We start from the raw sequence: 26,249 nt of genomic DNA on the forward strand, positions 1-26,249 counted from the left end.
CGCCGATTCGGGGCGCCCTGCGTGACGAACTACCGTAAACCTTAACCCAATCCTCGACAAAGCCAAGAATAAACCATGCAGGCCTCGCCCCATTCAGCAAACGGGGCAGGGGGCTGGCACCGATTCGGTGCAGGGATGCAGGTTCTTGAACTGTCCTGGTGCCTTTTCAGCAGGTCTGCCTATTCATGGAACACATGCACAGCGCGATGGACTCCCTGGTCCACGGTTCGAACACCCTGTTCATTCTCATGGGCGCCATTCTGGTGCTGGCCATGCATGCTGGCTTCGCCTTTCTCGAAGTAGGCACCGTACGGCACAAGAATCAGGTCAATGCCTTGTCGAAGATTCTCAGCGACTTCGCCATTTCGGCGCTGGTGTACTTCTTTATCGGCTACTGGATCGCCTACGGCGTGAGCTTCTTCCAGCCGGCGGCGCAACTGGCCGTCGACCATGGCTATGCGCTGGTCAAGTGCTTCTTCCTGCTCACGTTCGCGGCTGCCATCCCGGCGATCATCTCCGGGGGCATTGCCGAGCGTGCGCGTTTCGTTCCGCAGCTGTGTGCCACCGCGGTGATCGTGGCGTTTGTCTATCCGTTTTTCGAAGGCGTGGTGTGGAACGGCAACTTCGGTGTGCAGGCCTGGCTGCAAGCACGTTTCGGGGCGCCGTTCCATGACTTTGCCGGCTCTGTCGTGGTGCATGCCATGGGCGGCTGGCTGGCGTTGGCGGCGGTGGTGTTGCTGGGGCCACGGCGCGGGCGCTACCGCGACGGCCGCCTGGTGGCTTTTGCACCTTCGAGCATTCCGTTTCTGGCGCTGGGTTCATGGATCCTGATCATTGGCTGGTTCGGCTTCAACGTGATGAGCGCCCAGACCTTGCAGGGCGTAAGCGGCCTGGTGGCGATCAATTCGCTGATGGCCATGGTCGGTGGCACCCTGGCGGCCTTGCTGGCCGGCCGCAACGACCCGGGCTTCCTGCACAACGGGCCGCTGGCCGGGCTGGTGGCGATCTGTGCCGGTTCCGACCTGATGCACCCGATTGGCGCGCTGGCCACCGGCCTGGTGGCTGGGGTGCTGTTCGTCTGGAGTTTCACCGCGGCGCAGAACCGCTGGAAAATCGACGACGTGCTGGGTGTGTGGCCGTTGCACGGCCTGTGCGGTGTGTGGGGTGGCATTGCCTGTGGGGTGTTCGGCCAGGCCGCCCTTGGTGGCATGGGCGGTGTCAGCCTGGTCAGCCAGTTGCTGGGCAGTCTGATGGGGGTGCTGGTGGCATTGCTCGGTGGCTTTGTCGTCTATGGGGTGATCCGCGCGCTGCATGGCTTGCGCTTGAGCCACGAGCAGGAGTTTCAGGGCGCGGACCTGTCGCTGCACCGCATTGGTGCAACCAGCCAGGATTGAGCGAGGCCAGGTGCGCAGTGGGCGGGACAGACCTAGAATAGGCTTTTCCGAAACCAAACCGAGACCTGCCCCATGCTGCCTGAATGCCAACTGTTCGGCACCCTTGGCTGCCACCTGTGCGAAGTGGCGGAGGCTGTGCTGATGCCTTTCGTCGATCATGGCCTGTTGGTGGAGCTGGTCGACATTGCCGAAAACGAGGCCATGTTCGAACGCTATGGCCTGATCATTCCCGTGCTGCGGCGCTGTGACAACGGCGGCGAACTGCACTGGCCGTTCGATGCCGAGCAAGTGGTGGCGTTTCTCGCGCAATGATCGCCCAATGGGCACGCGTTCCTCACGCCATGGTTGAGATTACAAGTCGATGATCGGGTGCCGGCCACTGCTGCCGGTGTCCTTGAACTGTCATCGAGAATCTAACCATGTTCATCACGCCGCATTTCACCCTGGATGAAATGACCGCTTCGCAAATCGCCGCAAGGGAAGGGTTTGAAAACACCCCTACACCTGAGGTACTGGCCAATCTAACTGTCCTGTGTGGCGTGCTTGAAAAGGTACGTGCGCTGCTCGGGATGCCGATCATCATCAGCAGCGGCTACCGCTGCAGTGCACTTAATCAGCGTGTCGGTGGGGAACCGTCAAGCCAGCATGTGCTGGGGTTGGCAGCCGACTTCACGGTGATCGACGTCAGCCCGCGTGAGGTGATACGCAGAATCAGCGACAGCGACGTACCCTTCGATCAACTGATCCTGGAGTTTGACCGGTGGGTGCATTTGTCCGTGACCACTGGCACTGCGCGGGGCCAGGTACTGACCATTCGCAAAGGCACCGGTTACCTGCTGGGGTTGCAATGACGCGATGGCGAATTGACGTGGATGAGGGGAGGTCCGTATGCTGTATATAAATACAGTGTTCGAGGGGAAGGCCATGCTCAACGTCGAGCAACTCAAGTACAGCGTCAACCACATGCCCGTCGAGCGGGTGTGCGACGCCGTTCTGGAACTGCGCCTCGAAGGCCTGGTGACTGAAGACCGAACGCCGTTCGGCAAGGTTCACTTCAATACCTGTTTTGCCGAGATCGAGGCATTGTTCCAGCGTGCCGGTTACCACCGTGGGCTGGACGTCGTAGGTTACCAGGGTTTGTTATATGCCCTGTACGACCCCAACCGCTGGGAGGCCGTGCAAGTGCTGCGCTGGTTGAAGGCGCGCAGCGAGGCGACGCTACAGGCTGGTTGAGGTGGAAGGCTTGGAGGATAATGCGCGGCCTCCAACCTTTTGAGCGCTGCCATGACCACGCCTTTCGACCCTGCCCGCCAGCAAGCCAGCACGGTGTGCCTGCCCCCCGGCAACTGGGCGACGGTGCTCGATTGCCTGTGTGACCATTTCAAGGCCATCGATCGGGCGCAGTGGCTTGACCGCTTTGCCCGGGGCCGCGTGCTAGATGCGCAGGGGCAGGCAGTCTCTGCTGGGCTGGCTTATAAACGCGGCATGCGCTTGCACTACTTCCGGGAAGTGCCAAATGAGCGGCCGATCCCTGTGCAGGAAACCCTGTTGCACGTGGACGAGCATCTGGTGGTTGCCGACAAACCGCACTTTCTGCCGGTGACCCCGACCGGTGAGTATGTCGAGCAGACTTTGCTGCGCCGGCTGATCCGGCGTCTGGACAACCCGCATCTGGTGCCTTTGCACCGCATCGACCGGCATACCGCAGGGCTTGTGCTGTTCTCCGCCAACCCCCAGACGCGCAGTGCCTACCAGCGCTTGTTCCCCGAGCGGCGGATCGACAAACGCTACCAGGCCATCGCCGCAGCCATGCCCCAGCACAACTTCCCGCTGGTGCACAAAAGCCGCCTGGTGCATGGCGAGCCTTTCTTCCGCATGCAGGAGGTGGAGGGCGCTGACAACAGCGAAACCTTGGCCCAGGTGCTGGAGACGCGTGGCGAGTTATGGCGCTACGGTCTGTCGCCGGTGACCGGTAAGACCCATCAATTGCGTGTACATATGGCGGCATTGGGTGCGGCAATCTGCAACGATCCGTTCTACCCCGAACTGCTGCAGACCGATGACGATTATCAGCGGCCGTTGAAGCTGTTGGCGCAGAGCCTGCGTTTCGTAGATCCGTTGACGGGTGAGGAGCGGTATTTCGAGAGCCGGTTGCAACTGGACTGGTAGGAGCGGCCCGGCAAGGCCGCTCCAATATCACACAAGGCCCAGTGTCTTAGCGGTTGAAACGCTCCACCAGCGAATACTGGCTACCGGCAGTGCTGGTCAGTTCCTCGCTGAGCAGCGCCGAATGCTGGGCCTGTTCAGCTGTCTGGTCGGCAAGGTCGGCAATGGTGCTGATGTTGCGGCTGATCTCGTCGGCGACGGCAGTCTGCTCTTCGGTAGCGGCTGCGATCTGGGTCGCCATGTCGGTGATATTGGCCACCGCTTCGCTGATACCGACCAACGCTTCATCGGCCTGCATGACCCGGTCGACCCCTTCCTGTGCCTGGCGGTGGCCGGTTTCCATGGTCAGTACGGCATTGCTGGCAGTCTGCTGCAGCTTGGCTATCAGGCCGTGGATCTGCCCGGTGGACTCGGCGGTGCGCTGGGCCAACTGGCGGACCTCGTCGGCCACGACCGCAAAACCACGGCCCATTTCACCGGCGCGGGCCGCTTCGATGGCGGCGTTCAGCGCCAGCAAGTTGGTCTGGTCGGCGATGCCCTTGATCACATCGACCACACCGCCGATTTCGTCGCTGTCCTTTGCCAGTTGCGTCACCGTTGCACCGGTTTCACCCACTGCCGCCGACAGGCGCTCGATGGCCTCGCGGGTTTCACCGGCGATCTGCCGGCCCTGGCTGGTCAGGCGATTGGCTTCCTGGGTGGCGTCGGCAGTGCGCTGCACATGGTTGGCCACTTCCTGGGTGGTGGCAGCCATCTGGTTGACGGCGGCCGCCACTTGCTCGGTTTCCACCCGCTGGCGCTCCAGCCCCGAAGAGCTCTTGTGGGCCAGGGCATCGGATTGCCGCGCCTGTTCGCTCAGGTGTTCTGCACTGTCCTGCAGGCGTGTCAGGCAGGTTTTCATGCGTGCATCCTGGCTGAGCATGGCCATTTCCAGGCGGGCCTGAACGCCGCGGCTATCGGTGTACATCTGCGCGATGAGGGGGTCGGACGTGGTTTGTTCCGCCAGGCGCAGCAGGCGCTTGAGGCCACGTTGCTGCCAGCTCAGGCCGAGCAGGCCAAGGGGCACCGACAGGGCCGCCGCCAGGCCGAAGCCCCAGGAGTGGCCGAGCCAGTTGCCAATCAGGAAGCCCACCTGGCTGACCAGAATGAACGGCAGCCAGTCCTGCAGAATCGGCAGCCACTGATCACGTCGCGGCACCGCCGACTTGCCCTGGTTCAGGCGCTGGTAGAGGCCTTCGGCCCGGCGGATCTGTTCGGCAGTGGGTTTGACCCGCACCGATTCGAAACCGACCACCTGGTTATTGTCGAAGATCGGCGTGACATAGGCGTTGACCCAGTAGTGGTCACCGTTCTTGCAGCGGTTCTTGACGATACCCATCCAGGGCTGGCCCTGTTTGAGGGTTTGCCACATGTGGGCGAACACGGCCGCGGGCACATCCGGGTGACGCACCAGGTTGTGCGGCGCGCCGGTCAACTCTTCGCGGGTGAACCCACTGATTTCGATAAACGCGTCATTGCAGTAGCTGATCACGCCCTTGGCGTTGGTGGTGGAGATCAACCGCTGCTGGGCAGGGAAAGTCCGTTCTCTCTGGGTAATCGGCTGGTTGTTACGCATGGGTGGGTAATCCGCAAAGAATCCGCAAGGCTTTCGTGAGGTATCGGCAAGCCGCTGGTTTTATTGAATGGATATTTAATAGGCTTGATTTATGGCAATAAGCCATTGTTCAGATTGAGCTAGGGAACAGGCACGTTTGATCAAAATGGCGTCATTTTTGCGTTTTTAAGGCTGTTTGGTGACGTGTGAGTCTGATGATGACTCAATGGCTGGCCAAGAGCCAGTAGCCGATAGCGGAATGAGGCCGCCGAGAGAGGGGGAGGGTGGTGGCGTTGGCTGGGGATTTGCGCTGCCTGTGAAATCCCCAGCCAAGCCTTGCATCTCAACCAGCAATCAACTGGCGCAACACATAATGCAGAATCCCCCCCGACTTGAAGTACTCCACCTCATTCAAGGTATCGATGCGGCACAGCACCTCGATCTGCTCCTGCTGCCCGTCCTCGCGGGTGATACGCAGCGTCAGGCTCATCCCTGGCCGTAGATGAGCACCGCTCAACCCCAGCACATCGATGCGCTCCCTGCCGGTCAGCGCCAGTTGCTTGCGATCGTGCCCGGCCTTGAACTGCAGGGGCAGCACGCCCATGCCCACCAGGTTGGACCGGTGGATGCGTTCAAAGCTTTCTGCCAGCACCGCCTTGACCCCCAACAGGTTGGTGCCCTTGGCGGCCCAGTCACGGCTGGACCCTGTGCCGTATTCCTGGCCGGCGATCACCACCAGCGGCGTACCCTGGGCCTGATACTGCATGGCGGCATCGTAGATCGACAGCTTTTCGCCCGTTGGCACGAACAGGGTATTGCCCCCTTCCTCACCCCCAAGCATCTCGTTGCGAATACGGATGTTGGCGAACGTGCCGCGCATCATCACCTCGTGGTTACCCCGGCGCGATCCGTAGGAGTTGAAGTCCCGCGGTTCTACACCCTTGCTGCGCAGGTAGCGCCCGGCGGGGCTGTCGGCCTTGATGTTGCCGGCCGGGGAGATGTGGTCGGTAGTGACCGAGTCGCCGAGCAGGGCCAGCACGCGTGCACCCTCGATGTCCTTGACCTGCGGCGGCGGCCCGCCGATGTCGTCGAAGAACGGTGGATGCTGAATGTAGGTCGATGCCTCCTGCCAGACATACGTGGCCGCTTGCGGCACCTCGATGGCCTGCCACTGCGCGTCGCCTTCGAAGACTTCGGCGTACTCCTTGTGGAACATCGCGGTGTCGACCTTGGCCACGGCGGCGGCGATCTCCTGCTGGCTGGGCCAGATGTCGCGCAAGTACACAGGCTGGCCGTCCTTGCCAGTGCCCAACGGGTCGCGGGTCAGGTCCAGGCGCACGCTGCCGGCCAGGGCGTAAGCCACTACCAGCGGCGGTGACGCCAGCCAGTTGGTCTTGACCAGCGGATGCACGCGGCCCTCGAAGTTGCGATTGCCCGAAAGCACCGAGGCAACGGTCAGGTCGGCGCTGCCGATGGCTTGCTCAATCGCTTCATCCAGTGGGCCGGAGTTGCCGATGCAGGTAGTGCAGCCGTAACCCACCAGGTCAAAACCCAGCTCATCCAGATACGGCGTCAGCCCGGCAGCCTTGAAGTAGTCGGTGACCACCTTGGAGCCAGGGGCCAGCGAGCTCTTGACCCAGGGTTTGCGCTGCAGGCCCTTCTCCAGGGCCTTTTTCGCCACCAGCCCGGCGGCCATCATCACGCTGGGGTTTGAGGTATTGGTGCAGGAGGTGATCGCAGCGATGACCACTGCACCGTCGCGCAGGGTGTGGGTCTGGCCTGCATGGCTGTAGTCGATTTCGCCCGCCTGGTCGGCGTTGCCCACCGCCACACCGCCGCCGCCTTCGCTTTCCAGGCGGCCGACTTCCTTGGCCAGTGGCTTGGGCTGCAGTTCGATGAAATGGTCGAACGCCTGGCTGACCTGGCCCAGGGCGACCCGGTCCTGGGGGCGTTTGGGCCCGGCCAGGCTGGCCTCGACATCGTTCATGTCGAGGGCCAGGGCATCGCTGAACACCGGGTCCTGGCCAGGCAGGCGCCACAGGCCTTGGGCCTTGCAGTACTGTTCGACCAGTTGCACTGTCTGCTCGGGGCGCCCGGTCAGGCGCAGGTAGTCAAGGGTCACCTGGTCGACCGGGAAGAAGCCGCATGTGGCGCCATACTCGGGGGCCATGTTGGCGATGGTGGCACGGTCGGCCAGGGGCAGCTCGGCCAGCCCATCGCCGTAGAACTCGACGAACTTGCCCACCACACCCTTTTTGCGCAGCATCTGCGTCACGGTCAACACCAGGTCGGTGGCGGTGATGCCCTCGCGCAGCTTGCCGGTCAACTTGAAGCCGATCACTTCCGGGATCAGCATCGACACGGGTTGGCCGAGCATCGCGGCTTCGGCCTCGATGCCGCCAACACCCCAGCCCAGCACTCCCAGGCCGTTGATCATGGTGGTGTGCGAATCGGTACCGACCAGGGTGTCGGGGAAGGCATAGGTACGGCCGTCTTCTTCACGGGTCCAGACGGTGCGGCCAAGGTATTCCAGGTTGACCTGGTGGCAGATGCCGGTGCCCGGCGGTACTACCCGGAAGTTGTCGAAGGCGCTCTGGCCCCAACGCAGGAATGCATAGCGCTCGCCATTGCGCTGCATCTCGATGTCGACGTTCTCGCTGAACGATTGGGGCGTGCCATAGCGGTCGACCATCACCGAGTGGTCGATTACCAGGTCGACCGGCGACAGCGGGTTGATCCGCTGCGGGTCGCCACCGGCCTTGGCCATGGCGGCGCGCATGGCTGCCAGGTCGACCACGGCGGGTACGCCGGTGAAGTCCTGCATCAGCACCCGGGCAGGGCGGTACTGGATTTCCCGGTCGGAGCGGCGCGCCTCCAGCCATTGGGCAATGGCGCGCAGGTCGTCACCGGTGACGGTCTTGCCGTCCTCCCAGCGCAGCAGGTTTTCCAGCAGCACCTTGAGCGACATGGGCAGGCGTTGCAGGTCGCCCAACTGGCGGGCGGCCTCGGTAAGGCTGTAATAGTGGTACGTCTGGTCGGCGACCTTGAGGGTTTTGAGGGTGTTCAGGCTATCGAGCGAGGGCATTGCCAACTCCTTCTGCGCCGGTGCCCGGCAAATCTGGGTGTTTGCCGGTGTCACCGCTCTGTTTCGATCCGCACGGTACGGACCTGGCTGAATGGTCAGGTTAGACCGGTTTGGCCTGCCTGACCCTTTTCTGGACCGGCGGGACGTGTCGCAGGTTCCGAACTTCCTTTATCATCGCCGCCCTGCCGGCGCCTGTGGTGCGCCCGCCGTAGTGGAGTGAGAGATGAGTACCCTGTTCATGCATTGCCGGCCCGGTTTCGAGGGCGAGGTCTGCGCCGAGATCAGCGAACATGCCGCCCGCCTGGGGGTTGCCGGCTATGCCAAAGGCAAAGCGCAGAGCGCCAGTGCCGAGTTTGTCTGCACCGAGGACAATGGCGCCGAGCGCCTGATGGGGGAACTGCGCTTCGCTGAGCTGATCTTCCCGCGGCAGTGGGCCCGTGGCGGTTTCGTCGAGTTGCCGGAGAGCGATCGCATCAGCGTATTGCTCGAGCACCTGGCCGGCCTGCCTGTGTTCGGCAGCCTGTGGCTGGAAGTGCTCGACAGCAACGAAGGCAAGGAGCTGTCGACGTTCTGCCGCAAGTTCGAGGTGCCGTTGCGCAAGGCCCTGGAAAAAGCCGGTCGCCTGGTTGAAGACACCAGCCGTCCACGCCTTCTGCTGAGCTTCATCACTGGCCGGCGGGTATTTGTCGGCCAGGCTGCGGCCAACAACAGCGCACTCTGGCCAATGGGCATCCCGCGCCTGAAGTTTCCCCGTGAAGCGCCCAGCCGCTCGACCCTCAAGCTGGAAGAAGCCTGGCATCAGTTCATCCCCCGCGAGCAGTGGGACCAGCGCCTGGGTGATGATATGACCGGTGTCGACCTGGGCGCCTCGCCAGGCGGCTGGACCTACCAGCTGGTGCGCCGCGGGATGCTGGTCACCGCCATCGACAACGGCCCGATGGCCGAGAGCCTGATGGACACCGGGCTGGTCCAGCACCTGATGGCGGATGGTTTCACCTGGCAGCCGAAGCAGCCGGTGGACTGGATGGTCTGCGACATCGTCGAGAAGCCGGCGCGGACCACCGCATTGATCGAAACCTGGCTGGGGGAAGGGCTGTGCCGCGAAGCGGTGGTCAACCTCAAGCTGCCGATGAAGCAACGCTACGCCGAGGTGCGGCGCCTGCTCGACCGCATGCAGGCCACGTTCAAGTCGCGCAAGATCAGGGTTTCGATCGCCTGCAAGCAGCTGTATCACGACCGTGAGGAAGTGACCTGCCATCTGCGCAGGCTGGACCTGAAGCCGCGTTGAGTGCGTGGGCGGCGCGCGGCCCTTGGTGCGCGCCGTACGATGCGCGACAATGATGAACATTTTGGAGCCGCCCATGACTGATTTCACCCCCGACGCCGTCCTCGATGCCACCGGCCTGAACTGCCCCGAGCCTGTGATGATGTTGCACCAGCACGTGCGTGGCCTGGCTGCCGGTGGCTTGCTCAAGGTCATTGCCACCGACCCGTCGACCCGCCGCGACATCCCCAAGTTCTGCAACTTCCTCGGCCACGAACTGCTGCAGCAGCAAGAGGACGCGGGCACCTTCCTGTACTGGATCCGCAAGAAAGCCGACTGAGCCGCTCTGGAACACGCCGCGCGTAGCGCCTACACTGCGTTCCCCTGACAGGAGAGCGCCATGCTGATAGTTGCCGACGAGAACATTCCGCTGCTCGATGCCTTCTTCGAAGGTTTCGGCGAGATCCGCCGCTATCCGGGCCGAAGCCTCGATGCCGCCAGCGTCAAGGACGCCGATGTACTGCTGGTGCGCTCGGTGACCAAGGTCGACCGCCAACTGCTTGAAGGCAGCCGTGTGCGATTTGTCGGCACGTGCACCATCGGTACCGATCACCTCGACCTGGACTACTTTGCCGAGGCTGGCATCCACTGGAGCAGTGCGCCGGGCTGCAATGCCCGCGGCGTGGTGGATTATGTGCTGGGTAGCCTGCTGACCCTGGCCGAGCTGGACGGTGTCGCGCTGCCCAAGCGCACGTACGGCGTGGTGGGCGCGGGGGAGGTCGGCGGCCGCCTGGTGCGTGTGCTGCATGGCCTGGGCTGGAAAGTGCTGGTGTGCGACCCGCTGCGTCAGGCCGCCGAGGGGGGCGATTACGTCAGCCTCGAGACGGTACTGGAACAGTGCGATGTGATCAGCCTGCACACCCCCTTGCAGCGCGGCGGCGAGTACCCCACCTGGCACCTGCTGGGCCAGGCGCAACTGGCACGGTTGCGCCCGGGGGCGTGGCTGATCAATGCCAGCCGTGGCCCGGTGGTGGACAACGATGCCTTGCGTGAGCTGCTGTTGGACCGTGAAGACGTGCATGCCGTGCTCGATGTGTGGGAAGGCGAACCGCAGGTCGACCTGCAACTGGCCGACCTGTGCACGCTGGCTTCGCCGCACATCGCCGGCTACAGCCTCGATGGCCGGCAGCGGGGCACTGCGCAGATCTACCAGGCGTTGTGCCGTCACCTGGGCGAAGCGGAGCAGGTGCGCCTGGCCGATTTGCTGCCCAAGCCGCCGCTGGCGCAGGTTGAACTCGATGCCACTACAGACCCGGCCTGGGCCTTGGCCACCTTGTGCCGCGCCGTGTACGACCCGCGCCGTGACGATGCGGACTTCCGCCGTAGCTTGAGCGACGACCCGGCCGAGCAGCGGGTGGCATTCGATCAGTTGCGCAAGCAGTATCCGCCTCGGCGTGAAATCGAAGGGCTGGCGGTGCGGATTCGTGGCGAGTCGCCGCAACTGGCGCAGTTGGTCAGTGCGCTGGGTGGGGTGTTGGTCTGAGTGATGTGCCTGCGTCGGCCTTTTCGCCGGCCCAGTCAATAAAAACCCGGCGCAGGCGCCGGGTTGCAATGAATTAGCCGATCAGCCTTTACGGGCTTTGGTGCCCCGGCTTTGTTCCAGTTCCTGGCAGGCTTTCTGGATCATCTGCTCGGTGATTGGAACCTCGCGCCCTTGGGCGTCGATGATCGAGCCGCACACCTGGGGTTGCGGGTTGTTCTGGGGTTTCGGGGTATCGCTGCTGTGCTGCAAGCTCATGTCCTGTCTCCTCATCAGGTTCAAGCTCAGGGTAATCCTGCGCCGTGACTGGCCTGTGACAGATCCTCGACTGTCACGGCCCTGACAGTCCAACAGAAACGGCGGTAAAGCTCCAGAGCCCTTTTAGATCGAAAGGCTATAGTCACCCCCAAGCGTTCCGCGCGCTCCGATGAGTGGTAGTCTGCTACTTCCTTGCCGCTCTGGTCGCCGCCATGCCCGAATCCGTCTCTCCTGGCCAACGTCGCGCCCTGCGCCTGGGTTGGCAGTTCGTTCGCCCGTATCGCCGGCAAATGCTCCTGGCATTGCTGGCACTGGTGGTCACGGCGGCAATCACCCTGTCCATGGGGCAGGGCATCCGCCTGCTGGTTGACCAGGGTTTCATGACCCGCTCCGCACACCAGCTCAACCAGACCATTGGCCTGTTCCTGCTGTTGGTGCTGGCACTGGCGGTGGGTACCTTCAGCCGCTTCTACCTGGTGTCGTGGATCGGCGAGCGCTGCGTGGCTGATATCCGCCGTGCGGTGTTCGATCACCTGGTAGGGCTGCACCCTGGGTTCTTCGAAGACAACCGCAGCTCCGAGATCCAGTCGCGGCTTACGGCTGACACAACTTTGCTGCAATCGGTGATCGGCTCTTCGCTGTCGATGTTCCTGCGCAATGCCTTGATGGTGGTAGGGGGCGTGGTGCTGCTGTTCATCACCAACCCCAAGCTCACCAGCATCGTGGTGGTGGCCTTGCCGCTGGTGCTGGCGCCGATCCTGCTGTTCGGCCGGCGCGTGCGCAGCCTGTCGCGGCAGAGCCTGGACCGGGTGGCGGATGTCGGCAGCTACGTCGCCGAAACCCTGGGGCAGATCAAGACCGTGCAGGCCTATAACCATGAGCCGCTCGATCGCGAACTGTTCGCCGGCACCGTCGAGGCGGCCTTCAGCGTGGCCCGCCAGCGTATTGCCCAGCGTGCGTGGCTGATCACCCTGGTCATCGTGCTGGTGCTCGGCGCGGTGGGGGTCATGCTCTGGGTTGGGGGCATGGACGTGATTGCCGGGCGTATTTCGGCAGGCGAGCTGGCAGCCTTCGTTTTTTACAGCCTGATCGTCGGCAGTGCGTTCGGCACGCTCAGCGAGGTGATCGGTGAGCTGCAGCGCGCCGCCGGCGCGGCCGAGCGCATTGCCGAGCTGTTGGCGGCACGCAGTGCAATCCTGCCGCCGCGCATAGCCGCCTCGCTGCCTGAGCGGCGTGCTGTCGGGCGTATCGCGTTGCAAGACGTGCATTTCGCCTACCCGTCGAGGCCTGCGGTTGCGGCCATTGACGGCCTGAGCCTGGCGATCGAGCCGGGGCAGACCGTGGCCCTGGTCGGGCCTTCGGGCGCCGGCAAATCCACCCTGTTCGACCTGCTGCTGCGCTTCTACGACCCTCAGCAGGGGCGCATCTTGCTCGATGGCCAGGCCATCACTGAACTCGACCCGGCCGAGCTGCGCCAGCAGTTCGCGTTGGTGGCGCAGAACCCGTCGCTGTTTCGCGGTACGGTCGAGGCCAACATTCGCTATGGCCGCCCAGGGGCGACGCTGGCCGAGGTCGAGGCAGCGGCGCGCGGTGCGCATGCCGACGAATTCATCCAGCAACTGCCGCTGGGCTACCAGACGCCGCTGGGGGAGGGTGGCATCGGCTTGTCGGGCGGGCAACGGCAGCGCTTGGCGATTGCCCGGGCGCTGCTGGTCGATGCGCCGATCCTGTTGCTGGATGAGGCTACCAGCGCCCTTGATGCGCAAAGCGAACACCTGATTCAGCAGGCGCTGCCCAGTGTGATGGCCGGTCGCACCACCTTGGTGATCGCCCATCGTCTGGCCACGGTGCAGCACGCCGATCGCATCGCGGTGATCGACAAGGGACGCCTGGTGGCAGTAGGCACGCATCGCCAGTTGATCGAAGAAAGCCCGCTGTATGCCCGGTTGGCCTCGTTGCAGTTCACCACGGGCTAGCCTGTCGTGGTTCTGTAACAATTCTGTAGGAATTGCCTGACACTATTTGTCTCAATTGTTGTGCAAGTGCTCAAGCTGGCTGCTATCGAACGATGGCAGCCTTTTTTTTGCGAGTGAGCCTACGGAGACATGGAATGTCTTGCCCGGCGCCGCAGACGTGCGCCGTTCCTTTCCTTTGGTCTTGAGATCGCGATGTTGCGTAAATCCCTCAGAGTGCAAATTCTCGCCCTGCTCGGCGGCAGCCTGGTAGCGATGTTGCTGATCGCGCTGGTGTGTTTCCAGTTTCTGTCTTCCAGCGTGCGCGGCTACGCCGAGCTGGTGGATGGGCCCTTGCGGGCTTCGCAATTGATCGATGAGGCCAACCTGCAGTTCAAGATCCAGGTGCAGGAATGGAAGAATGTGCTGCTGCGCGGTCGCCAGCCCGCCGAACTGGACAAGTACTGGCAGCAGTTCCAGGCCCGCGAGCAGCAGGTGCAGCAGGTGCTTGGGCAACTGATCGACAGCAGCGATGCCAGGCTCAAGGCGTCGCTGCAACAGTTGCGTGCCAGCCATCTACAACTGGGCCAGGCTTACGCGCAGGGCCGCCAGGCGTTTATCGCCGCGGGTGGTGACCCGGTTGCAGGCGACCTTGCGGTCAAGGGCGTGGACCGTGCCGCCAGCGAACAGATGAGCGAGCTGGTCGAACAACTGCGCGCCGATGCGCGTGAGCGTGCATCGAGCATCAACGCCAGCGCCGAGCGTACGGTGTGGCTGGGCTTGCTGGTGATGCTGGGCTCGGCGGTGCTGGTCGGCCTGTTCAGCCTGTGGCTGGTCAATCGCAGCCTGATCGAGCCGATTCGCCAGTTGATCGAGTATGTTGCGCAGTTGAGCCAGGGGCGCTTCGCTGCGCGCGTGGACAGCCGCCGTGAAGATGAACTGGGGCGCTTGGCACGTGCGGCCAATACCCTGCGTGATTTTCTTGCCGAGACAGTCGGTCGGCTCAAGGACAATGCCCAGGAACTGGAAGGCGCCAGTGGCCAGTTGCGCAGCATCGCGGCTGACATGGCCCAGGGCACGCATGACCAGTTCCAGCGCACCGATCAGGTGGCGACGGCCATGCATGAGATGTCCGCCACCGCTCAGGAGGTGGCTCGCCACGCCGCCGACGCCGCCCGCGCGGCCGATGATGCCGATCACAGTGCCCAGGCTGGCGAGCAGGTGATGCAGCAGACCATCGACATCATTGGCGTGGTCAACCGCGAAATCGCCGGTACCGCTGCGGTGATCCGTGACCTGGAGCATGACAGCACGCGGATTGGCAAGGTGCTCGAAGTCATCCGCGGCATTGCCGAGCAGACCAACCTGCTGGCGCTCAATGCAGCCATCGAGGCGGCCCGTGCGGGCGAGGCCGGGCGCGGCTTTGCGGTGGTCGCCGACGAGGTGCGCAGTTTGGCCCAGCGCACCGCTGCATCGATCGCCGAAATTCACCAGATCATCGAAGCGGTGCAGTCGGGTGCGGTAGAGGCGGTCAAGGCCATCGAAAGTGGTCAGCAGCGCAGCGAGGAAGGTGCCGAGCAGGTGCAGCAGGCGGGGCAGATGCTGCAGCGCATCACCTCGGCGGTGGAGGCAATCCGCGACATGAACCGGCAGATCGCCACGGCAGCCGAAGAGCAGACCAGCGTGGCCGAGGACATCTCGCGCAACCTGATCGAAATTACCCGCATCGCCACCACCAACCAGGAAGCTGTGCAGCAGACCGAGCAGGCCGGGCAGCGTTTGCATGGGTTGTCCGGGCAGTTGGGGGAGGTGACTTCGCGGCTGACCGCCTGACCGTCCGGCGCGGGGAAATCCGCCAGTGTTGCGCTGAACCTGGCGCAACTGTGGCGGATTGTCGCCATGCGACCGGGTGTCTCACCCCTTAGCCATTGGTCTAATGCCAGTTGGCACACTCCCTGCTTTAGCGCGCCAATCCTTCACTTCAATCGGATTGCGCTTCTAATGAAAAAAATCCTGCTGACGCTCCTTTGCCTGAGCGTCATCGGCTGCTCCAAACCCGCAGAGCCGGACAAGACCGTCGACGTCCTGCTGATCGGCGGCGGCATCATGAGTGCCAGCTTGGGCACCTACCTCACCGAGTTGGAGCCGAACTGGAAGGTTGACGTCTACGAGCGCATGGACCAGGTCGGCGAAGAAAGCTCCAACGCCTGGAACAACGCCGGTACCGGCCACTCCGCGTTTTGCGAACTGAACTACACCAGTGTCGGCACGGATGGCAGTATCGACATCAGCAAGGCCGTGGGGGTCAACGAGCAATTCGAAGTCTCCAAGCAGTTCTGGGCCTATCAGGTCGAGCAAGGCGTGCTGAGCAACCCGAAAACATTCATCAACAACGTGCCGCACATGAGCTTTGTGTGGGGTGACGACAACATTGCCTTCCTCCACAAGCGCGTCGCTGCCCTGCAGCACAGCTCGCTGTTCCGTGGCATGCAGATCAGCGAAGACCACGAGCAGATCCGCCAATGGGCCCCGTTGGTGATGGAAGGCCGTGACCCTCAACAGAAGGTCGCAGCCACGCGCATGGCGATCGGCACCGACGTGAACTTTGGCGAGATCACCCGTCAGCTGTTCGCCTCGATGACCCGCAACCCTAACGTCAGCGTGAACCTCAGCCATGAAGTGCGTGACATCGTGCGCAACGATGACGGCACCTGGCGGGTGGTGGTGGCCGACCTGGCCAATGGCGGCAACGAAGTGGCGGTCAACGCCAAGTTCGTCTTCATCGGTGCCGGTGGTGGCGCGCTCAAGCTGTTGCAGAAGTCGGGCATCCCCGAAGCTGAAGGCTATGCCGGGTTCCCGGTGGGTGGCCAGTTCCTGATGACCGACAACCCGGACGTGGTCGCGCGCCACCAGGCCAAGCTGTACGGCAAGGCGTCGGTCGGTGCACCGCCGATGTCGGTCCCGCACCTGGACACGCGCATGATCGACGGCAAGCAGGTGCTGCTGTTCGGCCCGTTCGCGACCTTCTCCACCAAGTACCTCAAGCACGGCTCGCTGCTGGACATGTTCGCGTCGCTGAACAGCCACAACATCCTGCCGATGGTGAACGCCGGCATCGACAACATCGACCTCAGCACCTACCTGATGGGGCAATTGATGCTGAGCTTCGACGACCGCATGAATGCCCTGCGCGAGTACTTCCCCAATGCCAAGAACCAGGACTGGAAGCTGCTGCAAGCCGGCCAGCGCGTGCAGGTGATCAAGAAGGACCCGGTGCTCGGGGGCGTGCTGCAGTTCGGCACTGAAGTGGTTGCTGCCCAGGACGGCACTATCGCCGCGCTGCTGGGTGCCTCGCCAGGCGCCTCGACTGCCGCGCCGATCATGCTGACGGTGCTGGAGAAGACCTTCAAGGACCGCCTCAAGAGCCCTGAATGGCAGGCCAGGCTCAAGCAGATCGTGCCCAGCTACGGGCAGAAGCTGAACAACAACCTTGAGCTGACCAACCAGACCCGGGCATGGAGCAGCGAGCGTTTGCAACTGCTGTACGTGCCCGTGCAGGCCGAGCAGTAAGCCGCGCCTGTCGCCCCCTGTGCATGCAGGGGGCATTTTCCGCGCACAACAAAAAGCCCGCGCAAGGCGGGCTTATTGAATAGGATTTGGTCGGAGAGACAGGATTCGAACCTGCGGCCTTCTCGTCCCGAACGAGACGCGCTACCTGGCTGCGCTACACTCCGATGAACGAAATCCTACTGCATCCCTTTTTTGCACGCAAGCCCTTGTTGTTAAAAGGGCGTTTGCCAAAAAGGGAGGCCATATCACAGCTCTTTGACGGTACGGATCTGGTCTTTGTTCAGGCGCGTACGCTTGCCATCAAGTTGCTCGAATTCGTAGAAGCCCGAGTCCTCGTCGAACGAAGGGGTGTCCACTGCCTGGATCTCGCGACCATCGTTCAGGGTAATGACGGTTGGCGATGCGCAGCCCGCGAGGGCGCCCAGGCCCAGGGCAAGCAGAAAGGCGGGAAGGGTCCGTTGAATCATCGTGTTTCTCCAGTGCGATGGTGCTAGATGACAGTTATGACGCAGGGCGTCCGCGCAAGTTCCTTTACAGTGCAGCATAGCGGCAAAACCTGGGTATTGACCAACGGCAAGGGCACGGGGGGCGCCGCTGTGTCGGGGGTGTGCTGTGTTATAAATGCGCCATCCCATCTTCTTGTGACGGACACTCATGAAAGCCAAGGCAGATACCCCCTTCGTGCCGCTGAACATTGCCGTGCTGACGGTCAGCGACACGCGCACCTTCGACACCGACACCTCCGGCCAACTGTTCGTCGACCGCCTGACTGCGGCCGGTCACCAACTGGCAGCGCGGGTGCTGCTCAAGGATGACCTGTACAAGATTCGCGCCCAGGTCGCGACCTGGATCGCCGAGGAAGGCGTGCAGGTGGTATTGGTTACTGGCGGCACCGGTTTCACCGGCCGCGACAGCACCCCCGAGGCCGTGGCCTGCCTGCTGGACAAGCAGGTGGACGGTTTCGGTGAGCTGTTCCGGCAGATCTCCGTGGCCGATATCGGCACTTCTACCGTACAGTCGCGTGCGCTGGCAGGCCTGGCCAATGGCACGCTGGTCTGCTGCCTGCCGGGCTCTACCAATGCAGTGCGCACCGGCTGGGACGGCATCCTCGCCGAGCAGCTTGATGCCCGCCATCGCCCGTGCAATTTCGTGCCACACCTGAAGCAGGCAGCGGCCTGTGAAAGCCGTGGCTGAGGTCAATCAGGCCCGGCCGCTGATGCCGGTGGAAGACGCCTTGGCGCGGTTGCTTGCGCTGGCAGAGGCTGCACCGATCCGGGAAACCGAAAATGTGCCGTTGGCAGAAGCCGAGGGGCGTGTGCTGGCCAGCGACCTGGTGGCGTCTCTCGACCTGCCGCCTTGGCCGAACAGCGCCATGGATGGCTACGCCCTGCGCCTGGCGGACTGGCAGGGCGAGCCCTTGCCGGTCAGCCAGCGGATCTTTGCCGGCCATGCCCCGCAGCCCCTGCAGCCAGGTACGTGTGCGCGCATCTTCACCGGCGCACCGGTGCCGGCCGGCGCTGACTGTGTCGAGATGCAGGAAAACGCCGACGTGACTGACGACGGTCGGGTACGCTTCCTCGAACCACTGAAAACCGACCAGAACATCCGCCCACAAGGCCAGGAAACGCGTCAGGGCGAGCAGGTGATGAGCGCCGGTACACGCCTGGGGCCGATCGAGCTAGGCTTGGCTGCAACCCTCGGCCAGGCCCGCCTGGACGTGGTGCGCAAGGTGCGCGTGGCCGTGCTGTCTACCGGTGACGAGCTGATCGAGCCTGGCCTGCCCTTGGGGCCAGGGCAGATCTACAACAGCAACCGTCGCCTGTTGGTCAGCTGGTTGCAGCGTTTGGGGTGCGAGGTGCGGGATGCGGGGATTCTGCCCGATGACCTGGCGCGTACCCGTGAATGCCTGGGGGCACTGGGCGATGTTGACCTGATCCTGTCCACCGGCGGTGTCTCTGTGGGCGAGGCCGATTACCTCGGGGCCGCCTTGCGGGAAGCGGGCGAACTGGCCTTGTGGAAGCTGGCCATCAAACCGGGCAAGCCACTGACCTTCGGCCATTTCCGCGGTGTGCCGGTGATCGGCCTGCCGGGTAACCCGGCCTCCACGCTGGTCACCTTTGGCCTGCTGACGCGGCCGTACCTGTTGCGGCGCCAGGGTGTGGCCGATGTCACGCCGCTGCGCTTCGACATGCCGGCAGGCTTCGACTGGCCCAAGCCAGGCATGCGGCGCGAATACCTGCGTGCCCGCATCGAGCATGGCCAGGTGCGCATCTACAAGAACCAGAGCTCTGGGGTGCTGCGCAGTGCAGCCTGGGCCGAAGGCTTGGTGGAGGTGCGCGAAGGCAGCACGCCCAAGCTGGGTGACAGCGTGCCGTTTATCCCGTTCAGCGAGCTACTTGGCTGAACGACCGAGCCAGCCTCCCGCCAGTTGCGTAGCGTCGGTGGGCTGTGCCTGGTGCAGGCGCATGTGGACGTTTTCCAGTTGCTGCGCCGCGACACTCCAGTCGTGACGCTGGCGGGCGAATTGCCGGCCGGCTTCGCTCAACTGCGCCATGCGCCACGGCTGGTTGAGCAACTGGGTGATCAGCAGCGCCAGTTGGTCGCCATCGTCGCTGCCCAGGTAATGCTCAGCGTTGTTCACGGCCAGCCCTGAAACACCCTTGCTGGTGGTGATCACCGGCAGCCCGGCAGCCATCGCTTCGAGCACCTTGGCCTTGGAACCCCCGGCATAAAGCAGGGGGGCGAAGAACAGCGCCGAGCGGCGCTGCAGCTCGCGCAGGTCGGGGCGATAACCGATCCATTCGATGCGTGGGTCGTTCCAGTGCAGCCTCCAACTGGCGGGCAGCGCATGGCCGGCAATGGCCAGGCGCACTGCCGGGTTGCTCATCCACACCTGCGGCATGATCTCTTCCAGCGCCCATTCGATGGCCTCCAGGTTGGAGCCATATTCGAAGTTGCCGACAAACAGCAGGCGCTGGCTGTGCAGCGAGGGTTGCACCTGCTGATAGAAGTCGCAATCCACGCCACTGACCACCACGTTCACCGGGCGGCCGCTGATCTGGGCGATCAGCTCGGCGTCATGGCTGCTGACGGCCACCACTTCAGTGGGTTGGCGCAGTACCCGTTGCTCCCAGCGCCGGTAGCGCCAGCGATCAAAGGCGTTGAGCGGGCGCAGCCACAGCGGCAGGCGGTCATGGCGAGCGCCGCCCATGACCGATTCCAAGGTGTGTTCGCTGAGCATGTAGGGCAGGCCGCGGGCCTGCAGGGCCTTCTCGAACGGTTGGAAGCTGTAGCTGTGCTCGATCTGGATGACGTCCCAGGGCTCGTCCAGCAATTGCTCGAAGCGGTGCCTGAGGCAAGGCGCCAGGCCATTGATGATCGCCCGCATGGGGTAGTCGATGATCGGTGATGCCAGCAGGTTGAGCGGGCTGTGCAGGGCACGTCTGGGCAGTACGATCAACCGTTCGAGCAGGGGCTCGAGGGCTTCGCGGGCAGCGTCGCTCAAGGGGATCTTGGACTGCACCAGCAGGGTGATCCGGTGGCCACGCTGGGCGAGTGCGCGCATCAGGTGGTATTGCCGGGTCTTGCTGCCGCTGGTGGTCGGCCAAGGCAGGTAGGGCAGTGTCCAGAGAATGCGCATGTCCCGGAATCCTCGCTACAGATCGCGGATGAAAAGACGCGCCCATCGGCAGTCAGCTGATCACTGCTGCCGGGGCGCGTCCATGGCTATCGGAAATAGGGGCCCAAGGGTGACCGAGTCAATATGCTGACTCGCGGGGTGATTTTCAGCGCTTGGGTCAAATACTTGTCAACTGTGCATTTTCTGAGCATAGCCGGGCATTGGCGGGTGTGTGGAAAATGGCTGAAATCCATTGTTTATTGTGTTCGGTATGCAACGATCAGTGTGCGTCGGTGGTCGAGATCAGGGTTGGTCATTTTTCTCGGAGAAGCGCGATGCAAGGGCGCAAGGCAATGTTGATCCTGCACGGCAAGCAGGCGATGAACGAAGCGCTGCGCAGTGCCGTGCTGGCGATGCGCGAGACCGGCTGGGTGCTGGATGTGCGGGTAACCTGGGAGGCCGGGGATGCCCAGCGCCTGGTGGCCGAAGCACTGGCAGCCGGCTACAGCCATATCGTCGCCGGGGGCGGTGACGGCACCTTGCGCGATGTGGCAGAGGCCATGGGCCTGGCGGCGACCGACGCCAGCCTGGCGCTGATGCCGCTGGGCACCGCCAATGATTTCGCCAAGGCTGCGGGGGTGCCCTTGGAGCCGGCAGAGGCGCTGGCGCTGCTGAACAACCCGGCGCAACCAATCGACCTGGGGCAGGTCGGTGATCAGTTGTTTCTCAATATGGCCACCGGTGGCTTCGGCAGCCAGGTCACGGCCAACACCTCCGAGGACCTGAAAAAGGTCCTGGGCGCTGCTGCCTATCTGTTCACGGGGTTGTCGCGATTCAGCGAGTTGCAGGCGGCGTCGGTAGAGCTGCAGGGCCCGGGTTTTCACTGGCAAGGTGACGTGCTGGCCCTGGCTATCGGCAATGGCCGGCAGGCCGGCGGTGGCCAGGTACTGTGCCCGGATGCGCTGGCTGACGATGGCCTGCTCGACATCGCCATCCTGCCGGCGCCGCAAGAGGTGCTAGGGGCATTGCGTGACCTGGTGGCCGGCGATGGGTTGTTTGTGCGGGCCAGGTTGCCGTGGGTTGAAATCAAGAGCTCGCAGGGCCTGGACATCAACCTCGATGGCGAGCCGCTGCAGGCCGATAGCCTGCGCTTCGAGGCAAGGCCAGCGGCGCTGCGCCTGCACTTGCCGGCCGGGTCGCCGTTGCTCAGTCGTCCAGGCTGATGATTTTTTCGCGCACCGCGTACAGCACCAGGCCTGCCACATCGTGAATCTGCAGGCGTTTCATGATCTGCGAGCGGTGGGTTTCCACGGTTTTTATCGAAAGCCCCAGGCCGCTGGCGATCTCCCGGGTCGAGTTGCCCCGCACGATCAGGCGCAGGATTTCCAGCTGGCGGGCGGTCAGGGTGTGGCGCTCGCCGCTCGGTTGCTTGCGATGCTGGGTGTGCAGCAGTGCCTGGTTGATGACCGTGTGCGCGATTGCCGGGCTGAGGTAGCGCTCGCCGTTGCGCAGGGCGCACAGGGCCTGCTCCAGTTCGGTGGCGCTGGTGTCCTTGAGCAGGTAGCCATGGGCGCCGCTTTCCAGGGCCCGCATGATCAGGTCCGGGTCGGTGTGCATCGACAGGATCAGCACCTTGCAGCTGCTGCCGCTGGCGCTCAGTTGCGTCAGGGCATCCAGGCCGCTGGTCGAGCGCATGGAGATGTCCAGCAAAACGATATCGGGTGCCAGCGTGCGCACCTGCTCAAGTAACAGATTGCCGTCGTCGGCCTCACCGACCACGCAGTAGCCAGGGATGTCGGATACCAGTGCGCGCACCCCGGCGCGGATCAGTGAGTGGTCGTCCACCAGCAACAGTTTACAGGTCATGGGCGGTCAAGGTCCTGGCGCGTTCCCGGGTGCGCGGCGGCCACGGGAACAGGGCTTCGATCTGCGTGCCGAGCCCCGGCTGGCTGGTGATCTCCAGGCGGCCTTGCAAGGCTGTCACGCGTTCCTGCATGCCAGCCAGGCCACGGTGGCCCGACGCGGCCGGGTACCTGGCGGGGACGAAGCCGCGACCATCGTCCTCGATCGTCAAGGCAAGCCCGGCGGGGCTGCGTTGCAGCCGGACCGACAGGTTACGCGCCTGGGCATGGCGCAGCATGTTGGTCACGGCCTCCTGGGTGATGCGAAACACTGCCATCGCGACGGCTTCGTCAATGCCCCTGAGGCGCTGGTTGCATGCCAGGCTCCAGTGCACGTCGGTGTTTTCCAGCGTGCGCAGCAGGTGGGCGCGAAGGCTGGCTTCGAGCCCAAGGCTGGCCAGTTGCCGCGGGTTGAGCAGGGCGGAAACATCGCGCACGTTGCCAAGGGCGTCGTCGAGCGTGGTGCGCAGGGTGTCGCAGTGGCTGTGCAGTTCATCGGGCACCCGCCGTTGCAGCCATTGCAACTGAAGCTTGGCGGCGGTGAGCAGTTGGCCGATGTCGTCATGCAGTTCGCGGCTCAGCTGCTGGCGCTCGCCCTCTTGAACCTTGAGCATGCGCTTGGCCAGTTCTGCCGGGTGCAGGCGGATCGACCCTGCCCCTAGGCTTACCTGCAGGCCCACGCCGAGCATCGCCGCAGCGTGCAGCAGCAACAGGCTGGCTGGCATCGGTTGGCCGGCCATGTACAGCAGCAGGTTGGCGACCACCGAGGCTACGCACAATACTATCGTCGTCCAGCGCAGCAGGGCAGTACGGGAGCAGCAGCGCAGAGGAGTCTTCAAGCGTGGGAACATAAATAGAGAAGCCACTGAAGTGTTGCTGATGGAGGCCTTGCACACGTCTTGCCAGAGGCTTTGGCGCAGTACTTTCGAAGTTTTGCCGGGTCACGTCCTCAATCAGCCTTGTTACAGACTGCAGGCATTCGCTGGCGAGCATGGTAACACTTCGCGTGGCGTTGGTCGCTGCTGGGCAACGCTTTGAAACCTCATGGTTTACGGGGTATTCCGGGACGTCCGTCCGATTAGCGCAAGTAGCAAAATGCCATCCGTTATTCGGCTGGCAACCACTTTCAGAGCAACTAGCGGGTTAATGTCAGCGGTATTGCGGCCGACACTTGGGGGAACTTCCAAGTTAGACCATCGTGGGCTTGAACAAGGCCCTTAGTTGCTCTTCGGGTGAGTTAATGCGCAGCGCGAGGGCGCGTGTCGGGGGCAGCGTCTGCGTGTGGGTGAAGGCAGTGGCTACCCTGTTCTTCGCACGAGGCACACGTTTGCGGTAGCGGTTGTTCCAAGACACTGGCCAGTTCGGTGAGCAGCGTGACCTGTTCACCGCTATCGAGGTTCAGCTGCCCGGTGTTGGGGTCTGTCAGCTCCAGTTGCCAGGCCAGCAGAGTCAGGCAGGCATCCGTCGCCGGCAAGGCCCCACGCAGCAGGCGTTGCTGCTGGCAGGCGGGTGCCAGCAGTTGCTGCAGTACGGTGGTGTAGTGGGCAACCTCAAACAGTTGCAGGCGGCTGGCACGTCGGGCCAGGGTGTCGAGAGCGGTGTTCAGGCAATTGCAGGCGTCTGCATCGTTGTCGATCAGCTCCAGGTGCTGCAGGCACTCTTGGGACTGGGTCAGCAAGACTTGCGCATCCAGCAGAAACTCCTGCAGGGCACCTTCAAACGATAAGGCACTGTCCATCAGGACGCTCCGCCGCTAGGAGCGGGAGCAAGGGGCGGACACGGCGATACGATAGCGAGCAAAAGCCTGACTCCATTCATGCAATGAGAATGGTGTCACATTAATGGCTAATGGATATCGCGAACATCAGGTTGCACCCGATTGCCACTAAGGGTTTCCCTGATGAGCGGCTAGGGTGCAACAAGGTGCAAACCGCCCGACAACCACCGTGAAGTGCCCGCAGTAAAGCATGATGGTAAAGTGATATCAATTGCCTCGGCGGCATTTTCCAGCAAGGGTCAAGGTGTGCGTGAATCCGCCGATACAGGGTGAAGAACTCAACTTTTCGACTCAAGCCTGGGGGCTTCCAATGGCTGGCATTCTCGACACGGTAGACCAACGCACGCAATTGGTGGGTGAGAACCGCCTGGAAATTCTGATGTTTCGCCTGGCAGGTCGGCAGCTGTTCGCGATCAACGTGTTCAAGGTGCAGGAAGTGCTGCAACTGCCGAAGCTGACGTTGATGCCGCAGCGCCATGCCTTCGTCTGCGGGGTGGTCAACCTGCGTGGGCAGACCTTGCCGGTGATCGACCTGTCCCAGGCGATTGGTATGCGCCCGCTGCAGCCTGGGCCGAACAGCACCATCATCGTGACGGAATACAACCGCTCGGTGCAGGCCTTCCTGGTGGGTGGCGTGGACCGCATCGTCAACATGAACTGGGAAGCGATCATGCCGCCGCCTACCAGTGCCGGGCGCCAGCACTACCTCACCGCCATCACCAAAGTCGACGAGCAACTGGTCGAAGTGATTGATGTGGAGAAGGTGCTGGCTGAAATCGTGCCCTACAACGCCAAGGTCTCCGGCGAACGCCTCGCCGACCCGGTGCTGGCTCGCGCCAGAGGGCGTGAAGTGCTGCTGGTGGACGACTCCAGCGTAGCCCTGGCGCAGTTGCGCGACACCCTGTCGCAACTGGGCATGAAGCTGCACGTGGCCAGCGATGGCCTGAAAGCCTTGCGCCTGCTCAAGAGCTGGGCCGATGCCGGTGAGGATGTTTGCGAGAAGCTGCTGATGGTGTTCACCGATGCCGAAATGCCGGAGATGGACGGCTACCGGTTGACCACCGAGATCCGCAGCGATGCCCGCCTGCGTCAGCTCTACGTGGTGCTGCACACCTCGTTGTCGGGCAGTTTCAACGAGTCCATGGTCAAGAAGGTTGGCTGTGACAACTTCTTGTCCAAGTTCCAGCCGGATCGTCTGGTCGAGGTGGTCAAGCAGCGGCTGCTGCTGGATTCCGCTACTGCGTGATACCGGGCCCTGCGGGGTATAAGCTTGGCGTTTTGAATGACGCGAGGCGGCAGGGATGTTTCTGAGTGAGTTGTATCGGTACCCGGTGAAGTCGGGGCGGGCGCAAAGCCTGCAGGCGTCACCGGTTGGCCAATTGGGGTTGTTGGGTGACCGCCGCTGGATGGTGGTGGAGGCAGACAATGGCCGCTTTCTCACCCAGCGTGCCTGGCCACAGCTCGGCCAGCTCAGGGCGAGCTACGATGCTGCCGGGCAGTTGTTGCTGGAGGCCCCAGGGCAGGCGCCACTTCGCGTGCGCGTACCGCTTGCAGACGACGACCTGCGGGGGGTGACCCTCTGGCGTGACACCCTGCGGGTACCGGATGCCGGCGAGGCGGCAGCGCTGTGGCTGTCGGCGCTACTTGGCAAGGACGTGCGGCTGGTCTATTGCCCGGAACAGCGGGCGCGTTATCTGCCCAATGGTTATGGCCTCAACAGTGACCGTGCGGCGTTTCCGGATGGTTTTCCGCTGCTGTTGATCGGCCAGGGTTCGTTGGACGAACTGAACCGGCGCATTGGCCGGCCGATGGAGATGCTGCGGTTCAGGCCGAATCTGGTGGTGCAGGGTGCAGAGCCGTTTGCCGAGGATGGCTGGAAGCGGATTCGCATCGGCGCGCTGGAGTTTCGAGTGCTCAAGCCCAGCGTGCGTTGCATTTTCACCACGATCGACCCGTTGACCGGCGAGCGCAGCGCAGACCGCGAGCCGATGACCACGCTCAAGACCTTCCGCGAGAAGGAGGGGGATGTGTTGTTCGGCCAGAACCTGGCCGTGGATGGCAGTGGCGTGCTGGAAGTAGGCATGGAAGTCGAGGTCTTGTAGGTGCGGCCTTGCCGGGGCGTCGGACCG

Annotated in this window: 24 protein-coding genes, 1 tRNA gene and 1 pseudogene; 17 read left to right on the forward strand and 9 right to left on the reverse strand. The window is 63.3% G+C overall.

Annotated features, from left to right (window positions below; all coding sequences use genetic code 11):
- Positions 1-185 precede the first annotated feature (185 nt).
- The 5 genes from NP534_RS00180 to NP534_RS00200 all read left to right on the forward strand — a co-directional run bounded on the left by NP534_RS00180 (position 186) and on the right by NP534_RS00200 (position 3,563).
- The gene (locus tag NP534_RS00180) at positions 186-1,394 is read left to right on the forward strand and encodes an ammonium transporter (protein ID WP_274097362.1); all 1,209 of its coding nucleotides are present in this window, start codon (positions 186-188) and stop codon (positions 1,392-1,394) included.
- A 72-nt stretch (positions 1,395-1,466) separates the two neighbouring features.
- The gene (locus tag NP534_RS00185; RefSeq protein WP_274097363.1) at positions 1,467-1,706 is read left to right on the forward strand and encodes a glutaredoxin family protein; all 240 of its coding nucleotides are present in this window, start codon (positions 1,467-1,469) and stop codon (positions 1,704-1,706) included.
- 107 nt (positions 1,707-1,813) lie between these two features.
- Entirely contained in the window at positions 1,814-2,245 is a 432-nt protein-coding gene (locus tag NP534_RS00190; RefSeq protein ID WP_274097364.1) for a D-Ala-D-Ala carboxypeptidase family metallohydrolase, read from the forward strand.
- A 73-nt stretch (positions 2,246-2,318) separates the two neighbouring features.
- Entirely contained in the window at positions 2,319-2,627 is a 309-nt protein-coding gene (locus NP534_RS00195; protein WP_033701480.1) for a hypothetical protein, read from the forward strand.
- 51 nt (positions 2,628-2,678) lie between these two features.
- The gene (locus tag NP534_RS00200) at positions 2,679-3,563 is read left to right on the forward strand and encodes a pseudouridine synthase (protein ID WP_274097365.1); all 885 of its coding nucleotides are present in this window, start codon (positions 2,679-2,681) and stop codon (positions 3,561-3,563) included.
- 46 nt (positions 3,564-3,609) lie between these two features.
- Here NP534_RS00200 and NP534_RS00205 read toward each other — a convergent pair whose 3' ends face one another.
- The gene (locus NP534_RS00205) at positions 3,610-5,175 is read right to left on the reverse strand and encodes a methyl-accepting chemotaxis protein (RefSeq protein WP_033700452.1); all 1,566 of its coding nucleotides are present in this window, start codon (positions 5,173-5,175) and stop codon (positions 3,610-3,612) included.
- A gap of 322 nt (positions 5,176-5,497) precedes the next feature.
- A complete protein-coding gene (gene acnA / locus NP534_RS00210; protein ID WP_274097366.1) occupies positions 5,498-8,239 on the reverse strand; it encodes an aconitate hydratase AcnA in 2,742 nt (913 codons plus the stop codon).
- Between the two features lie 223 nt (positions 8,240-8,462).
- On the opposite strand from acnA, the gene rlmM reads away from it, so the two are divergent.
- From rlmM to pdxB, 3 genes are all read left to right on the forward strand, one after another.
- On the forward strand, positions 8,463-9,527 hold the full coding sequence (rlmM, locus tag NP534_RS00215; protein WP_274097367.1) for a 23S rRNA (cytidine(2498)-2'-O)-methyltransferase RlmM: 1,065 nt from the start codon (positions 8,463-8,465) through the stop codon (positions 9,525-9,527).
- A gap of 73 nt (positions 9,528-9,600) precedes the next feature.
- Positions 9,601-9,843, forward strand: coding sequence for a sulfurtransferase TusA (gene tusA / locus NP534_RS00220; RefSeq protein ID WP_033700449.1), 243 nt, complete (start codon positions 9,601-9,603; stop codon positions 9,841-9,843).
- Between the two features lie 60 nt (positions 9,844-9,903).
- The gene (gene pdxB / locus NP534_RS00225) at positions 9,904-11,046 is read left to right on the forward strand and encodes a 4-phosphoerythronate dehydrogenase PdxB (protein ID WP_274097368.1); all 1,143 of its coding nucleotides are present in this window, start codon (positions 9,904-9,906) and stop codon (positions 11,044-11,046) included.
- A gap of 81 nt (positions 11,047-11,127) precedes the next feature.
- Here the strand turns inward: pdxB and NP534_RS00230 are convergent, their stop codons facing one another.
- Positions 11,128-11,301 carry a PA1571 family protein gene (locus NP534_RS00230; protein WP_167334463.1) on the reverse strand — a complete coding sequence of 58 codons (174 nt, stop codon included), beginning with the start codon at positions 11,299-11,301 and terminating at the stop codon, positions 11,128-11,130.
- A gap of 212 nt (positions 11,302-11,513) precedes the next feature.
- On the opposite strand from NP534_RS00230, the gene NP534_RS00235 reads away from it, so the two are divergent.
- The 4 genes and pseudogenes from NP534_RS00235 (at position 11,514) to mqo (ending at position 16,823) form a co-directional block, all read left to right on the forward strand.
- Positions 11,514-13,277: an ABC transporter transmembrane domain-containing protein gene (locus tag NP534_RS00235; protein WP_274097369.1), complete on the forward strand. Its 1,764-nt coding sequence runs from the start codon at positions 11,514-11,516 to the stop codon at positions 13,275-13,277.
- A 765-nt stretch (positions 13,278-14,042) separates the two neighbouring features.
- Positions 14,043-14,153, forward strand: a pseudogene (locus NP534_RS26735) (hypothetical protein); the annotation flags it as partial.
- Between the two features lie 228 nt (positions 14,154-14,381).
- Entirely contained in the window at positions 14,382-15,086 is a 705-nt protein-coding gene (locus NP534_RS26740; RefSeq protein ID WP_443201063.1) for a methyl-accepting chemotaxis protein, read from the forward strand.
- 168 nt (positions 15,087-15,254) lie between these two features.
- Positions 15,255-16,823: a malate dehydrogenase (quinone) gene (gene mqo / locus NP534_RS00245; RefSeq protein ID WP_095064883.1), complete on the forward strand. Its 1,569-nt coding sequence runs from the start codon at positions 15,255-15,257 to the stop codon at positions 16,821-16,823.
- 87 nt (positions 16,824-16,910) lie between these two features.
- Here mqo and NP534_RS00250 read toward each other — a convergent pair.
- Together NP534_RS00250 and NP534_RS00255 are read right to left on the reverse strand one after the other, a co-directional pair.
- Positions 16,911-16,987, reverse strand: a tRNA-Pro gene (locus tag NP534_RS00250).
- A gap of 81 nt (positions 16,988-17,068) precedes the next feature.
- Positions 17,069-17,290, reverse strand: coding sequence for a YgdI/YgdR family lipoprotein (locus NP534_RS00255; RefSeq protein ID WP_027596642.1), 222 nt, complete (start codon positions 17,288-17,290; stop codon positions 17,069-17,071).
- A gap of 187 nt (positions 17,291-17,477) precedes the next feature.
- Here NP534_RS00255 and moaB point away from each other — a divergent pair, with 187 nt between their 5' ends.
- Together moaB and NP534_RS00265 are read left to right on the forward strand one after the other, a co-directional pair.
- Positions 17,478-18,017 (forward strand): molybdenum cofactor biosynthesis protein B, encoded by a 540-nt coding sequence (moaB, locus tag NP534_RS00260; protein ID WP_033700442.1) that lies wholly within the window; start codon positions 17,478-17,480, stop codon positions 18,015-18,017.
- Complete coding sequence (locus NP534_RS00265) at positions 18,001-19,227, forward strand: molybdopterin molybdotransferase MoeA (RefSeq protein ID WP_186653996.1); 1,227 nt, start codon at positions 18,001-18,003, stop codon at positions 19,225-19,227. The genes moaB and NP534_RS00265 overlap by 17 nt, the downstream gene beginning before the upstream one ends.
- Here the strand turns inward: NP534_RS00265 and NP534_RS00270 are convergent.
- Positions 19,216-20,463, reverse strand: coding sequence for a glycosyltransferase family 4 protein (locus NP534_RS00270; protein ID WP_274097371.1), 1,248 nt, complete (start codon positions 20,461-20,463; stop codon positions 19,216-19,218). The genes NP534_RS00265 and NP534_RS00270 overlap by 12 nt on opposite strands.
- Positions 20,464-20,777: 314 nt before the next feature.
- Here NP534_RS00270 and yegS point away from each other — a divergent pair, with 314 nt between their 5' ends.
- The gene (gene yegS / locus NP534_RS00275; RefSeq protein WP_274097372.1) at positions 20,778-21,665 is read left to right on the forward strand and encodes a lipid kinase YegS; all 888 of its coding nucleotides are present in this window, start codon (positions 20,778-20,780) and stop codon (positions 21,663-21,665) included.
- Here yegS and NP534_RS00280 read toward each other — a convergent pair.
- The 3 genes from NP534_RS00280 to NP534_RS00290 form a co-directional block, all read right to left on the reverse strand.
- On the reverse strand, positions 21,649-22,308 hold the full coding sequence (locus tag NP534_RS00280; RefSeq protein ID WP_274097373.1) for a response regulator: 660 nt from the start codon (positions 22,306-22,308) through the stop codon (positions 21,649-21,651). The genes yegS and NP534_RS00280 overlap by 17 nt on opposite strands.
- Positions 22,298-23,194, reverse strand: a complete 897-nt coding sequence (locus NP534_RS00285) for a sensor histidine kinase (protein WP_274097374.1) — start codon at positions 23,192-23,194, stop codon at positions 22,298-22,300. Before NP534_RS00285 ends, NP534_RS00280 begins: the two co-directional genes overlap by 11 nt.
- Before the next feature lie 386 nt (positions 23,195-23,580).
- On the reverse strand, positions 23,581-24,081 hold the full coding sequence (locus NP534_RS00290) for a histidine kinase (RefSeq protein WP_274097375.1): 501 nt from the start codon (positions 24,079-24,081) through the stop codon (positions 23,581-23,583).
- A gap of 349 nt (positions 24,082-24,430) precedes the next feature.
- Between NP534_RS00290 and NP534_RS00295 the strand changes: the two genes are divergently transcribed.
- Complete coding sequence (locus NP534_RS00295; RefSeq protein ID WP_274097376.1) at positions 24,431-25,366, forward strand: chemotaxis protein CheV; 936 nt, start codon at positions 24,431-24,433, stop codon at positions 25,364-25,366.
- Between the two features lie 55 nt (positions 25,367-25,421).
- Complete coding sequence (locus tag NP534_RS00300; protein WP_274097377.1) at positions 25,422-26,222, forward strand: MOSC domain-containing protein; 801 nt, start codon at positions 25,422-25,424, stop codon at positions 26,220-26,222.
- The last annotated feature ends 27 nt before the right edge of the window (positions 26,223-26,249 follow it).

It is taken from the genome of Pseudomonas sp. 39004, from assembly GCF_028682155.1.
GTDB classification, from domain to species: Bacteria; Pseudomonadota; Gammaproteobacteria; order Pseudomonadales; family Pseudomonadaceae; genus Aquipseudomonas; species Aquipseudomonas capeferrum.